12 protein-coding genes and 1 pseudogene are annotated in these 13,072 nt (G+C 51.6%); 6 read left to right on the top strand and 7 right to left on the bottom strand.

Translation table 11 applies throughout. The annotated features are described in order from the left end of the window. Positions 1-187 precede the first annotated feature (187 nt). A complete protein-coding gene (locus tag HHO50_RS12340) occupies positions 188-1,519 on the top strand; it encodes a deoxyribodipyrimidine photo-lyase (RefSeq protein WP_181306361.1) in 1,332 nt (443 codons plus the stop codon). 260 nt (positions 1,520-1,779) lie between these two features. Continuing rightward, positions 1,780-2,655 (top strand): aldo/keto reductase, encoded by an 876-nt coding sequence (locus HHO50_RS12345; protein WP_181306362.1) that lies wholly within the window; start codon positions 1,780-1,782, stop codon positions 2,653-2,655. A gap of 485 nt (positions 2,656-3,140) precedes the next feature. Here the strand turns inward: HHO50_RS12345 and msrA are convergent. Next, positions 3,141-3,689, bottom strand: a pseudogene (msrA, locus tag HHO50_RS12350) (peptide-methionine (S)-S-oxide reductase MsrA); the annotation flags it as partial. A 160-nt stretch (positions 3,690-3,849) separates the two neighbouring features. Between msrA and HHO50_RS12355 the strand changes: the two are divergent. Continuing rightward, positions 3,850-4,308 carry a DUF1622 domain-containing protein gene (locus HHO50_RS12355; RefSeq protein ID WP_181306363.1) on the top strand — a complete coding sequence of 153 codons (459 nt, stop codon included), beginning with the start codon at positions 3,850-3,852 and terminating at the stop codon, positions 4,306-4,308. A 52-nt stretch (positions 4,309-4,360) separates the two neighbouring features. On the opposite strand, the gene HHO50_RS12360 is transcribed toward HHO50_RS12355, so the two are convergent. The 5 genes from HHO50_RS12360 to thpR form a co-directional block, all read right to left on the bottom strand. After that, positions 4,361-6,184, bottom strand: coding sequence for a serine hydrolase (locus HHO50_RS12360; protein ID WP_181306364.1), 1,824 nt, complete (start codon positions 6,182-6,184; stop codon positions 4,361-4,363). A gap of 568 nt (positions 6,185-6,752) precedes the next feature. Beyond that, positions 6,753-8,660: an SDR family oxidoreductase gene (locus HHO50_RS21305; RefSeq protein ID WP_255478717.1), complete on the bottom strand. Its 1,908-nt coding sequence runs from the start codon at positions 8,658-8,660 to the stop codon at positions 6,753-6,755. 155 nt (positions 8,661-8,815) lie between these two features. Next, on the bottom strand, positions 8,816-9,517 hold the full coding sequence (locus tag HHO50_RS12375) for a LuxR C-terminal-related transcriptional regulator (RefSeq protein ID WP_181306365.1): 702 nt from the start codon (positions 9,515-9,517) through the stop codon (positions 8,816-8,818). Positions 9,518-9,552: 35 nt separating this feature from the next. Further along, positions 9,553-10,155: a pseudouridine synthase gene (locus HHO50_RS12380; RefSeq protein ID WP_219921532.1), complete on the bottom strand. Its 603-nt coding sequence runs from the start codon at positions 10,153-10,155 to the stop codon at positions 9,553-9,555. Positions 10,156-10,278: 123 nt separating this feature from the next. Further along, positions 10,279-10,863, bottom strand: a complete 585-nt coding sequence (gene thpR / locus HHO50_RS12385; protein WP_181306366.1) for an RNA 2',3'-cyclic phosphodiesterase — start codon at positions 10,861-10,863, stop codon at positions 10,279-10,281. Between the two features lie 176 nt (positions 10,864-11,039). Between thpR and HHO50_RS12390 the strand changes: the two genes are divergently transcribed. Beyond that, positions 11,040-11,267, top strand: a complete 228-nt coding sequence (locus HHO50_RS12390) for a hypothetical protein (protein ID WP_181306367.1) — start codon at positions 11,040-11,042, stop codon at positions 11,265-11,267. A 238-nt stretch (positions 11,268-11,505) separates the two neighbouring features. Here HHO50_RS12390 and HHO50_RS12395 read toward each other — a convergent pair whose 3' ends face one another. Next, on the bottom strand, positions 11,506-12,042 hold the full coding sequence (locus tag HHO50_RS12395) for a DUF2911 domain-containing protein (protein ID WP_181306368.1): 537 nt from the start codon (positions 12,040-12,042) through the stop codon (positions 11,506-11,508). Positions 12,043-12,338: 296 nt separating this feature from the next. Here HHO50_RS12395 and HHO50_RS12400 point away from each other — a divergent pair, with 296 nt between their 5' ends. Both HHO50_RS12400 and HHO50_RS12405 read left to right on the top strand, forming a co-directional pair. After that, on the top strand, positions 12,339-12,569 hold the full coding sequence (locus HHO50_RS12400; RefSeq protein WP_181306369.1) for a hypothetical protein: 231 nt from the start codon (positions 12,339-12,341) through the stop codon (positions 12,567-12,569). Further along, a complete protein-coding gene (locus HHO50_RS12405; protein ID WP_181306370.1) occupies positions 12,559-12,906 on the top strand; it encodes a type II toxin-antitoxin system PemK/MazF family toxin in 348 nt (115 codons plus the stop codon). Before HHO50_RS12400 ends, HHO50_RS12405 begins: the two co-directional genes overlap by 11 nt. Positions 12,907-13,072: the final 166 nt, after the last annotated feature.

The following is a 13,072-nucleotide window of genomic DNA, read 5'->3' on the forward strand; positions in this document are numbered from 1 at the left end:
CATAAAACTCTAAACAGCTTCATCCTTTTCTTGTCATGATTTACGCGCATTCTTTACTTTCAAGAAACCACCAGAGTATGGGCCATTGAAGCCATCTGTAGACTGGCAATTAAGAAGCTGGAGCCATGAAAACATTTTTCTTTTTCTGAGGTTATCCTCTCTACTACTATCTCTTTTATAAAACCCTTTGCAAGTACCTGTTGTCCTTTTCTGGTTCCGGCGCGATTTACGTCTTTCTGATAATGCCGGTCTGTACCACGCCCTTACCTCTGGCTATCCGGTGATACCGCTGTTTATCTTTGACCAGGACATTCTGGGGCAGCTTTCCGGCAGCCAAGACCGCCGGGTAGACTTTATCCATGACACCGTCACCGCTTTAGGCAGCCAATTACAGTCCTGGGGCTCTTCTCTGTTGGTAAAATACGGCAGGCCGATGGAAGTACTAATGGAGCTTACAGAACATTACCACCTGCAAGCGGTATATGCCAACCATGACTACGAACCGGCGGCCATTGCCCGTGACCAGCAGATAGCTACTTTTTTAACTTCCAAAGGAATTTCCTTCAAGACCTACAAAGACCAGGTTCTCTTTGAGAAAAGCGAGGTAGTGAAAGACGACGGAACTCCGTACCGCGTGTTTGGAGCCTACAAAAGAAAGTGGATGAGTACGCTCTCAGACTTCTACCTTTCCTCTTACCCCACCCACCGGTATCAGCGGCACTACCACCAGACAGCCCCTTTTCCCACTCCTGCCCTGGAAACCATGGGCTTCAGCAGAAGTTCTGACAAAATTTTCCCTTCCCCAGACCTACAGGAATCCATCATCCGGAACTATGACCAAACCCGCGACTTGCCATCTCTGCCGGGTACGTCCCGGTTGGGCCTGCACCTGCGGTTCGGGACGGTGAGTGTGCGGATGCTGGCCAGGCAGGCCCTTCAACTGAATGCCGTCTGGCTGGGCGAACTCATCTGGCGCGAATTCTTCATGATGATCCTCTACCATTTTCCGCACGTGGTGCACCGGCCTTTCCACCTGGAATATGAGCACATGCAGTGGCTGCACCCCGAGGGTCAGTTTGAGCGATGGTGCGCCGGAACCACCGGGTACCCCTTGGTAGATGCCGGCATGCGGGAACTCAACGCCACCGGTTTCATGCACAACCGCGTTAGAATGGTAGCTGCCAGCTTTCTGGTAAAGCATTTACTCGTTGACTACCGTTGGGGCGAAGCGTATTTCGCGCAAAAACTGCTGGATTATGATCTTGCAGCGAACAACGGCAACTGGCAGTGGTGCGCCGGTACCGGCTGTGATGCCGCGCCCTATTTCAGGGTCTTCAATCCCGAGAGCCAGGCCAAAAAGTTCGACAAACAGCAGGAATACATCAGAAAATGGGTTCCCGAACTCGGCACTCCCGCCTACCCTACTCCCATGGTAGAACACGCATTTGCCCGCGATAGAGCCCTGAAAGCCTATAAACAAGCTCTAAACAAAGCCAGAGGAACGGAGCCTGTTTCTTAAAGAAGAGTGAATCGGTTTCAAAGTGAATAATCAGGGTTAACCTGTGTCAGTTACTGCCACCGCCAGCTCAGTGCTTTAAGGCTGATTTTTGAAAAACAGGCATAAAACAGAACGTGCGTTTACCGGTTCTTTCACCGGAAGCACTTCCGGTTCCCTTAGAACACCTATCAATCAGCAGGAAAGCAAGGCAGGTAAGAGAATTGTGAAAACTTCTTCTCTGAAAACGGGTACATCCATAGATATCCACTAATTACATCATTATGGCACAGACACCAAAAACATATACCCCAACCTTCAGCCTTGGCGCAGATGTAACGGTAAACCGCATGGGGTACGGCGCCATGCGCATCACCGGCGATGGCATCTGGGGGCCACCCAAAGACCGGGAAGAATGCCTACGGGTACTGCAGAAAACCGTGGAACTGGGCATTAACTTCATTGACACCGCCGATTCCTACGGGCCCCACGTCTCAGAGGAACTCATCGCCGAAGCGCTTTACCCTTATCCCAAAGATCTGGTCATTGGCACCAAAGGCGGCCTGCTGCGCACCGGGCCTAACCAGTGGCCCATCAACGCCAAGCCAGGCCACCTCAAAGAAGCCCTGGAAGGCAGTTTGCAGCGCCTGAAACTAGACAGAATAGATCTATACCAACTGCACCGGGTAGACCCGGAGATTCCCTTTGAACAAACCCTGGAGTTTTTACAGGACGTGCAGGAACAGGGGCTCATCAAACACATAGGCTTGTCTGAAGTCACCGTAGAGCAGATACAGCAGGCGCAGAAATTTGTGGAGATCGTGTCGGTGCAGAACATGTACAGCTTTGACAACCGTAAATGGGAGGCCGAGCTCATGTACTGTGAAGACAATGCCATGGCCTTTATTCCGTGGTACCCGTTGGGCGGCGGAAACCTGAAAGCCCAGCAAACCCTGGATCAGATAAGCGCCAAGTACAATGCCTCCAACCACCAGATTGCCCTAAGCTGGCTTTTGCACCGTTCGCCCAACATTCTGCTCATTCCGGGTACCTCCAAGGTGAAACACCTGGAAGAGAATTTTCAGGCAGCCTCCATCCCCCTCTCTGAGGATGACTATGAAGCCCTGAACCAAATTGGCTCTGACACTTTCATAAGCTAAGCCTGCGTTTCTCCCGGGCTTTTCTTTCTATGGCGCAGATTTACTTTCGTGACTTGCTTTTCAGGTAATCTTGCGGGCTGGAAAAACACGCCAGTAGAGCCATACTCGTTCGCCCACTAGATCTTTACAAGATGACTACAGGATAATGCTGTCTTTGTAGGTGTCATCTGCTGTTCCGGTTTCTGGCTGGTGGTTCCCGGCGAGTCTGGGGACTCGCTTCCTCCCATGTCACGAGACCGGAGTCTCGCGCCAGTTGCACTTAAACCTGTGAGGTCTCCAAGACCTCACAGGTTTCCGCGTTTTGAGCCTACTTTCCGGAAAACAGCCCCCAAACGCATCAGTGAGACTCTCCTCTCCACGGAAATGGGGGGAGGTTCTACGCACTCCGGCGGAAGGCAAGCCAATACCGTTTTAGGCCTGTTTTCTGGAAAATACCTCAGAAATAGAAAAGATGCTTCTATGGTGAAACGCTTTTAAGCTCCTTCGTCTTTCCGCCAGTTTCTTTCCAGGAAACCTGCTCTGCCAGATCCCACAAAATACCGGCCATAGTGTCCCGGGTTCTTTTTGTAGTAATCCTGGTGGTATTCTTCGGCTTGGTAGAAAGGAACCGCCGGAAGAACGGGCGTCACAATGGGGGTTTCAAACGGGCCGTTGTTCTGCAGTTCTTTTTTGGAAAGCTCTGCCTGCTCTTTCTGTTGCTCTGAGTGGTAGAAAATGGCCGTTCTGTAAGAGGAGCCCCGGTCACCGAACTGGCCTCCCGCATCTGTGGGGTCAATGGATTCCCAGAAGATGTTCAGGAGCTGCGGGTAGGAAATCACCTCTGGGTCAAAGGTAACCTGTACCGCCTCATAATGGCCGGTGGTCTCTGAACAAACCTGCTCGTAGGTAGGATTGGGAACGTGTCCGCCCGTATACCCCGAGACCACTTTTATCACCCCCTCGTATTTGTGGAACGGCTTCACCATGCACCAGAAGCAACCGCCCGCAAACGTGGCGAGTTCGTATTGTGTATCTTTTTGCGTAGAGTCTTCCATCATGTTCTATTGTACGGCAAGAGAGGACTTTTAACTGTAAACTCATTCTCCTGACTTTTGTTGCAAAATCGCTTTTTAGCCCGTTTTCTAAAAAACAGACGCAAACCGGAAATCCCTAAAATGCCGTTAAAGGGAAAACGGCTTCTACACCACCAGCGCTATGCACTACTTTCTACAGCCCCAACCTGCCGCCCCGGCTCCGGAATCTCCTTTCGGTGGAATAGAGGAAACCATCATCCAGGGCGTGCAGGGGCTCAAGCTCCTCATTGAGACCATAGGTGCCCTGATCATTGGCGTAGGGGTGCTCATTGCCCTTTTCTACATCATCAAAGGCTTGATTCCACCGCAGGTGGAAAGCTACAATAAGATCCGGTTGGTTTTGGCGCGGTACCTGGCCCTGGCCCTGGAATTCCAACTAGGCGCCGATATTCTCTCCACCGCCATTGCCCCTTCCTGGGATCAAATTGGTAAACTGGGGGCCATTGCCGTTATCAGAACCGCCCTCAACTATTTTCTGGCGCAGGAGATGAAAGAGGAAAGGCAAGCAGAAAAAGAAGCAGCCAATGATAAAACCATGATACCAGATGTGCATCCCGCCCAAAAACCGACCAATGAATAACCACAGCCCTTGCAGATTACGTTGGGGCAATCCCTGGTGGTGGCCCTACTCACTATTTTTTAGCGGCCGAAAGATCATCGCCTTTCTCCATAGCCAGGTAGATGGCATCCAGAATGCGCTGCCTTATCTTTAGAGATATAAGTTTGTTTGATACTTTAGGGTGTACCCGGTTGGAGAGGAACACGTAGACCAACTCGTTCTTAGGATCAACCCAGACGCAGGTTCCGGTGTAGCCGGTGTGGCCGTAGGTTTCTGGGGTGGCTAGTTGAGACGGGTACTTTTGGGTGGTGTCCGGGTCCCAGCGGTCAAAGCCCAGGCCCCGGCGGCTCACGGCAGATTGTTTGGAGGTGAACAGTTGCACGGTCTCGGGTTTAATGTATTGCTTTCCGCCGTAGGTGCCGCCGTTGAGCATCATCTGGTACAGAATAGCCAGATCATTGGCGGTGGAAAACAGACCGGCGTGGCCAGATACGCCGCCCATGCGCGCCGCGCCGCCATCATGCACGTAGCCCCTCAGCAGCGTTTTCCGGAAAGAAGCATCTACCTCGGTGGGCACTATGCGGCTCTGGGGAAAACGGTTCAAAGGCAGAAAACCCGCGGTTTGCATGCCCAGTGGCGCATAGAAACTCTTCTCCACAAACGTATCCAGAGAAGTTTGGGCTAGCCGTTCCACGGCTTCCTTCAGGTAATACATACTCACATCGGCGTAGACGTATTTGTCTTGCTCGCCCATTTTGGCGTTCAGCATGCGGGGCCAGATGACCTCCTTGAAATAGTCCTTCCGGAGGTAAGCGCTGTCAGAGGCTTTGACGGTGTAGTAGTTTGTAGGGACGGGACTCACATCCTGTTTCTGGAGCGGCAAGTGCACCCCGGCCGGCAAGCCCGACTGGTGCAGCAGCAAGTCCCTGATTTTGATATCGGCTTTATTCGTGTTTCTGGCCGAGGGCACATAAAAGGCGAAGCTTGAATCCAAGGCCATTTTCTGCTGGTCGTACAGGTTCATCACGGCCATGGTGGTGGCCGACACCTTGGTGATAGAGGCAAGGTCGAAAATATCAGAGATTTGGGTGGCCTGGGTGTTTTCATAGGTGTGCGACCCGTAGGCTTTCTGGAAAATGACCTTCCCGTTTTTGGCCACCAGCACCACCGCCCCCGGCGTAGCCTGCTCCCGAATGGCCTGGGCCACAATACCGTCTATGGACTGCTGCAACTCAGAGGTTTTGAGGCCTACTTCCTCCGGAACGCTGTATTTCAGCCGGATGGCCGATGTTTTAGCCCCATCTCCCTTCTTGAATTTTGTGGAAGTGGTATTTGGCAACGTCCCCGAGGCCGCCACCCCACCAAAAACAAGTTGCGCCGCGTAACTGGCCGTCATCGCCGATTCTTTCTCTGACCAGATAATGGGAGCCGTCAGGGATTCAGCGTACACCAGGTGCTCTGCCTTGCCAAACACCGCCACCACCAATTGCTTTTGGCTTTGCAGTTGCAGCAGAAAGTCTAAGTTCTTTTTATTGCCCAGCGCAGAAGCCTCTACCTGCACAATCACGGCCTGAAACCCCGAGAGGGCGGTGAGCAGTTGGGAAAAGGAATTATTCTGGACATACGCCGCTGCCGGAAAAGCCGTGACGGTGGTGTACTTATTCAGCAAGCTGTCAAATTGCGCGGCGTGCTTCACGTTCAAGGAAACACTCGCGATCTTCTGCTCCAGGTTCTTCAGGGGCACCAGCCCTGCCTGGTTGTTGAGCAACACCGTATTTCTGATGGCGTCTTTGTGCTGCTGCAACCACGTCTGGCTTTTCTTGTTCTCGTTCCGCTGCGCCATGGTGCCGCAGGAGAAACTGGTCATGATTGCCAACACCAGAACACTCTGGATCATAGAACTTCTAAACGCTTTTGAATACATGTGGTATGGATTGGCCCAGGCCGATGCCTTGAACGGTTCTCCGCCCGTGGGGAAGGAAATCTACCTAGTCTGTTTTATTTCTGGAAATAGGCAAGTTAAGAAAAATATGGTTGCCTGCTGAGGGAGAGATGAAAGGTCACTCTGTGTAAGAGTAATAGGTAAATAGATGGCTTCTACCTTTACCGTTATCCTGCATATGTGTATCTGCCGCATTTAAAGCAAGTTCTCCCCACAAGGGGAGAACTTGCTCTCTGTGATGATTTTGTACAAAAGAAATTTATAAGTTGATTCTCTGATCCCGATTATTTCTTCATTTAAAATCGAAGCTGTTTAGAGTTTTCATTAACCGGCATTTAAAACAATTCCTCTGGGGCAAGCATCCGTTTAAACTCTTGTTTGGAGCTACTTTTATAAAAACAGGCCAAAAACAAGAGGTTTAGCTGTACACTGCCGCATGCAGATGCTTGTACCGTCGTTTTCAGGCTAGTTTTATAAGAACAGGCCTGAAACTCTAAACAGCTTCATCAACTGAACTGAGATCCTATTCTTTATTGTCCACAAACTTCCCGTGCTTGGGGATGGCGATGGTCTCGAAGTCTTCTACCAGCTTTTGCAGCCCTTTGGTTAAGGCTTCCCCTTCCATGTGTTTCCCGTGGCCGGGAACGATCAGTTGGGGATGGAGGGCGGCAAGTTTCCGCGCCGATTCCCAGGCGGCTTGCCAGTCGGTGGTGAGGTAGCGGGGCGGGCCCTGTATTTCCTCTACCTGCATCAGGACTTTGTAGAATGAATCCTGCTTGACGGTGATCACGGCATCGGCGGAGAGGAGGGTTCTGTCGGTTTCCCGGAAGAGGGCTACTTGCCCGGGCGAGTGGCCGGGCACAAACACCCAGTGCCAATCTGGCAAGCCCGGTATGGTTCCGTCTTCGGGCAAAGGCAAGAGGTTGGCTCCGCTGATGTTGATGGGTTCATGGGGGTATATGGCCGAGATCTTAGCCAGCATCCCTCCTTCCACGGTCACGTCTGGCTCTGGATAGGCCTGCTTACCCGTTAAGAAGGGAAACTCATAGAGATGCGCATACACGGGCACTTGCCAGGCTTCCAGCAAACCCACCAATCCGCCTACGTGGTCAAAGTGGCCGTGCGTGAGAACGATGGCCGCGGGTTTGGCGTTTTTCCCGAAAACACTTTCTGTGACCTGTACTATCTCCTGGGTAGATTTAGGCATGCCCGCATCTACCAGCACCCAGTGCGCGGCAGTGCCTATCATCACAAAATTGACAATCTGGTTGGTGTAATAATACACATCGGGGCGTACCTGCCGGATATTTCCCGTAGAGATGGAAGTCATGGGAATGAACTTGTCATCCGCACTCTGGTGCATGTTAGAATCCATATTACGCTGGTTTGAGGTGGTAGTATTCTTAGAAGAGCCTTTTGGTTTATTCTTTCTTGAACTGAGAGCGGCCACCGCCAAGCCTATTCCGGCCAAGGCCAGAGAGGTTAAGAGCGGATGCTTCTGCGCTTTCACATATAAGCTTTTGGGACGTTTCCAGCCAGCGTTGGTGCCGCGTTCATGGAGCCCATACCCGGCCCGGTAAAGTGCATTGTCTTCCACGTCACGGGAAGGCCGCTCATCGTGTTGCGAATAGAAGCCATACCCTTCCATCACTTTGTCTACCAGACGGGGGGCCATTCCTGCTAACTCCACAAAGAATTTGGACTGTAAGCCAACGTACATGTCCCGTTTGGGGTGGGCCGCACAATATAAGATTGCCTCCGCTACTGATTCTGGCGGGTAGACCATGCCCCGGTGCGAAGGCTGTTTTTCCTGGTAGCTGCGGGCATGCTCATTGTAGGGAGTGTCTATGCGGCCGGGTTTAACCAGGGAGACAGAGATAGGTTCTTTGGCTGCTTCCAGCTCCATGCGGAGCACATCATTAAAGCCGTGAAGGGCATGCTTGGCGGCAGAATACGTTCCCTGTACCACAGGAGCCCGGTCTCCAAAGAGAGAGCCCACATTTACGATGGCTCCTGCCCCGCCCCGTTCCCTGAAGTGAGCCACGGCCGTACGGCAGCCATACACCACTCCCCAGAAATTAGTGTCAAACATCCGTTTCATGTCGGGGATGGAAACCTCCAGGCAAGACCCGAAGATGGAGATACCTGCGTTGTTTACCCAGGTGTCAAACCTGCCAAAGGTAGCGATAGCAGCGTCGCCAATGCGTTTCACATCCTCTTCCACCCCTACATCGGCCACCACAAACTCAGCACTTCCGCCACTGGTGTTAATTTCGTTGGTTAGCTCACGCAGGGCCTCCTGGTTACGGGCGGCCAGCACTACTTTAGCCCCTTCTTTGGCGGCCATTCGCGCAGTGACTAAGCCAATACCGCTAGAGGCGCCGGTGATCACAATTACCTGTTCTGAGAGAGGTTTAAGTTTTACCTTCATATAACTACCTGTTTTGAGTGAGGAAGCCCGAGGGGAATTGAAGGGTAAGCGTCCTCGGGCACAGGTAGTTTAACGACACTACGGAAGCTCCGTTTGCAACCTTTGTGCTTTTGGCAAGATTAAACCTGAATTTCAGTATTTATGCTGATAGTAGTTTATCCTAGCCCGGCTTCTTTGGCCAATACCACTAAATCTGCCACATTCGCGGTTCCTAACCGGGACTGGATGTTCCGGCGGTGGGTGTTGACGGTGTGCACGCTCAGGCAGAGTTGGTCTGCAATCACTTTGGAGCTTTTCCCTTTACAGACCATGCTTAGCACCTCGGTTTCGCGCTTGCTTAGACTTTTCACCAGGAGTTCGTTTTTGTGCTTCAGGTTTTCCCGAAGGGCGGCAATCAACTGTTTCTCGGTGCTCATGCGGGGGCTCATGTCCACATCTACGCAGAGAATCTCTTTCACGTGCCCGTCCTGTGCATGCGCGAAGGCCCTGGCCCAACCAATAAACCATCGGTACTCCTTCTGGAATCTGTGGCGGGCCCGGAAAACCCCACCAAACTCTGCCCCGGTAAACTCCTGGTAATGCGTGATGCTGTCTTGGGGAATGTTCAGGTCTTCTGGGTGTACAATCTGGCGCATGTACTCCATGGTGCCCATTTGTTTGATTTCTTCCAGGGTATAGCCCAAGGTTTCCTGGTTGGTTTTGTTGCACCAGGTAACCCCGTCCTGCAGGTCAGACACGTAGATGTTGGCCGGAACCTCATGGATGATTCTCTCCAGAAAAGCGTATTTCTCCTGTAAGGCTCTGAGTTGTTCCTGGAGCCTTTTCAGGTCTTCGTCCTTCTTCAACGTTTGGTTCATGCGTTAATACTTTTGCCTCGGAAATCTTTCAGATTTTATACGTTTTGCGTGACCGTCAGTGCAAATTCCGGTACCTCTATGACCTGCCCCGGTGGCATTTCGCCTAACCTAATCGCTCCTATTCTTACCCGTATGAGGCGCAGCGTAGGAAACCCCACCGCTGCCGTCATCTTCCTGACCTGGCGGTTCTTGCCTTCGGTAAGGGTAATGGACACCCAACTGGTGGGGCCGTGCCGGTCATCGCGCACGTGCCGGGAACGTTCCGGGAACTCAGGCGCGGGGTCTAGGCGGGAAGCCGCACAGGGCAAGGTGAAATACGGTTGCTTTTCATGCGCTATCTCAATGCCGCCTTGCCTTAGTTGCTCCAGGGCTTTAGGGGTGATACTACCGTCTACCTGCGCGTAGTATTCTTTCTCCACCTTACGGCCCCGCACGTACTCGCTCATCTTGCCATCGGTGGTCAGCAATAGCAAGCCTTCGCTGTCCTGGTCTAGTCGGCCAATGGCCATGGTGCCGCTTGGAAAGTCATACAAGCCTCCCAGCAGCTTTTTCTTTTTGGCATCGGTCACAAACTGGCTGAGGTAGCCGAAGGGCTTGTGCAGGATAAAATGGCGATGGTTGGTTTCTGGATAACTCAAATGAATGGGGTATTTACTCGCTAATTTCCGGAAAACAGGCCAAAAACGGAAATCAGGAATAGAAGGTAGTTACAACCTGATGTGGCGAAACAGTGCTGGTGTTTCCCGTCGAGCCCAGAGACGTCACCAAATCTCCTGCTCTTGCGAAGGCACTGCGCGTTCCCCTCCCAGCGGAAACTCTTCCACCACGGTATAGATGGGATGCGGCGAGGCTAACTGCGACTGCCACAGGGCGAGGGACGTGACCGGATACCGCACCTCTTGTGGGGGCGTGACAATGGGCAGATCACGCGGTACGGCTCCCTCCTTCCTGAAACGGCACAGCGTCACGTGCGGAATGAACTTCTCCTGTTTGGGCGGTACGGGCGACAGGGCCTGCGTTAAATCTTGGCTGAGTTGCGAAAAAGCGGTGTTTTTCTGAAAACGAGCCCAAACCAGCCGGGGCGATCTGGGCTTGGGGCCGGGTTCCAGTTGTTCCAGGGTGAGGGTGAACGGTTGGTGCCGCTGCGCTACCTGCGCCAGCGTCTGCCGAATGTAGGTGTCCTCAGTAGCGGGCACGTTCCCCAGGAAGTACAGCGTGAGGTGCAGGTTCTGCTCTGGCACGGCCCTGATGCTGGGATCTTCATACGCCTGCCGCGCCTGCCCCAGGTATGCGATCACCTCTTCCGGCAATCTGGCTGCTACAAATAAGCGGATGGTGTCTTTCATAGTGATTGGAATTGAGTTTTTGGTTTACGTACGCAGACCCGCCAAAGAGAAGTCCCATTGCCAAGTGCTGATAATACTCTTCTGACGTACGCCTTCTCTTTTTCTTCTTCAACTACGCACGGCGGCATCCGTAAGTAAGCAGATTGACACGTACTTATTCATTTAAAGACTAGACCATGGAAGAGAAAGATAAAACAGAACAAGACCCGAACCCAACCCCGGGAAAGCAGAGCGAAGCCAACCCGCACGCCACCTACACCCCAGACGCAGAGGAACTGCGAAACAGCGCATCTACCTCGGTGTATGACGCGGGTTCCTCGGGCAACACCGGGCACGAAGGGTTCCTTTCCCGCCAAGACGAGGACGACCTGAAAAGCCGGACAGATGAGCCTGAGAACAGATAGGCATTCCCCTGAAAAGGTTCCCTCAAAGCAGAAGCCATAGATGATGCTATGGCTTCTGCTTTGAGGGAATTACTTCCTCAATATGGAATGAAAACCATCCACGGGCTAGGCTAAGTGGGATTTCTCTTTTCTAGTTTGCTCCTTCTGATTTAAAAAGAGGCTGCTTTAGGCTTGCTTTCTATAAAACAAGCCTAAAACAGCCTCTTCTGGGCTAAGAACTGTTCCTGTTCTAATGGTCTTATTTAAGCGCCACCGGCACTTCCAGGTTCTCCCATAGTAAGGAGAAGCCTTTAGGTGTTACGTTGTATGCCAAACGCTCATTCATTTTAGCAGCTTTCTTCGGCTTCACGTTCACGGTTAACACGTTGTTGGCGGGGTCAAAGTTGGCACCCTGGCGGTTGGTTCCCCATTGGCCGGTCTGGGAGTTGAAAATCACTTGCCACTCGCTCTCGCCGGGTACCATGAAGATGCTGTATTTACCAGCTTTCAAGGGTTTGCCTTGCACGGTGATGTCTTTGTCTGTGGTGAAGGTAGTGGCTTCATTCGCGCCCGCTCTCCACGCCTTGCCGTACGGCACCAGCTCGCCCCACACTTTCCGTCCTTTCACCGACGGGCTGCTGTAGGCAATGGAAATGTTGGCGGCACCCACTTTCCCGGTGGCCGTAGCGGCCGGACTCGCTTTAGGTTTAGGGGCATCTTGGGCAAAAACGGATGCGGTCATGGTTAACAGGAAAAGGACTGTTAACAGCAAGAAGTTTTTCTTTGGCGTGTTCATAGTTCTGGTTAATTGATTGTACTTATAAATGTAACAGATTTTCAGGTTCTAAGAAAGGTTTCTGGAAGAACAGAGTAACCGCCCGTGGTGACCCAAGAACTTGTCAGATGATTCTTGTTCTTGCGGGCAGGCAGCTTTCCGTTTCTGGGTTATTTACTATGGAACGTAACAAATCCCTTCTTTAGTAGACCTAACCTCATTTTGAGGGTTTAGTTTGAGTGAACTGAAATAAAAACTTGTTAGCGCCTGTTCTAGTATATACTACAAGAATATACCTTTGTTAAAACAGCCAACAAATGAAGAACTTATCTCTAAAACTGGAAGACAATATTTTTCAGGAAACTGAAAGCATCCTGGGCAAACTCCACACCAACCGGAACCGCTACATCAATGAGGCGCTGGAGTTTTACAACAAACTACAGAAACGCCGACTCTTGGCGAAGCAATTGGCAAAGGAATCAAAACTGGTGGCCGATGAATCGCTTTCGGTATTAAAGGAATTTGAGGCGTTGGAAGATGAAGCCTAAGCAGTTTGAGGTCTGGATTGCCGACCTCAACCCCAGAATTGGCACTGAAACCGGCAAAGTGCGCCCCGTGGTCATTCTCCAAACCGACCTACTGAACAAATCCCACCCCTCCACCATCATCTGCCCCATCACCACCAACGTTCAACCCGAAGCCGAAATCCTGCGCGTTCACCTGCCCAAAGGCACCGCCCACGTAAAAGAAGCCTGCGACATCATGCTAGACCAACTCCGCGCCCTGGACAACTCCCGCCTCCTGCACAAGATTGGGCAATTGGATGAGGAGTTGCGGAAAAAGGTGAAGGAGAATGTGCAGATTGTATTGGATTTGGATGTGTAGCTAATTAAGACACTGTCTTTCATGATGTTATTGATTGTTTTAATCCTAGAACATATCTACAACATCTTGCTATATTAACTACCTTGCTGTATTTACTATACCTAATTCATGTTAACGCCTTCCTAGTATTGCTTCTCAATAAGATTTTTACTAACATTATAGGTCT

It is taken from the genome of Rufibacter sp. XAAS-G3-1, from assembly GCF_013623775.1.
GTDB lineage: Bacteria > Bacteroidota > Bacteroidia > Cytophagales > Hymenobacteraceae > Nibribacter.

Excerpts from the sequence above, each read along its gene's own strand:
- HHO50_RS12390 (WP_181306367.1), top strand. The coding sequence starts at position 11,040 with ATGGAAGAGAAAGATAAAACAGAACAAGACCCGAACCCAACCCCGGGA.
- HHO50_RS12360 (WP_181306364.1), bottom strand. The coding sequence starts at position 6,184 with ATGATCCAGAGTGTTCTGGTGTTGGCAATCATGACCAGTTTCTCCTGC.
- HHO50_RS12405 (WP_181306370.1), top strand. The coding sequence starts at position 12,559 with ATGAAGCCTAAGCAGTTTGAGGTCTGGATTGCCGACCTCAACCCCAGA.
- HHO50_RS12395 (WP_181306368.1), bottom strand. The coding sequence starts at position 12,042 with ATGAACACGCCAAAGAAAAACTTCTTGCTGTTAACAGTCCTTTTCCTG.
- thpR (WP_181306366.1), bottom strand. The coding sequence starts at position 10,863 with ATGAAAGACACCATCCGCTTATTTGTAGCAGCCAGATTGCCGGAAGAG.
- HHO50_RS12355 (WP_181306363.1), top strand. The coding sequence starts at position 3,850 with ATGCACTACTTTCTACAGCCCCAACCTGCCGCCCCGGCTCCGGAATCT.
- HHO50_RS21305 (WP_255478717.1), bottom strand. The coding sequence starts at position 8,660 with ATGAAGGTAAAACTTAAACCTCTCTCAGAACAGGTAATTGTGATCACC.
- HHO50_RS12345 (WP_181306362.1), top strand. The coding sequence starts at position 1,780 with ATGGCACAGACACCAAAAACATATACCCCAACCTTCAGCCTTGGCGCA.
- HHO50_RS12400 (WP_181306369.1), top strand. The coding sequence starts at position 12,339 with ATGAAGAACTTATCTCTAAAACTGGAAGACAATATTTTTCAGGAAACT.
- HHO50_RS12375 (WP_181306365.1), bottom strand. The coding sequence starts at position 9,517 with ATGAACCAAACGTTGAAGAAGGACGAAGACCTGAAAAGGCTCCAGGAA.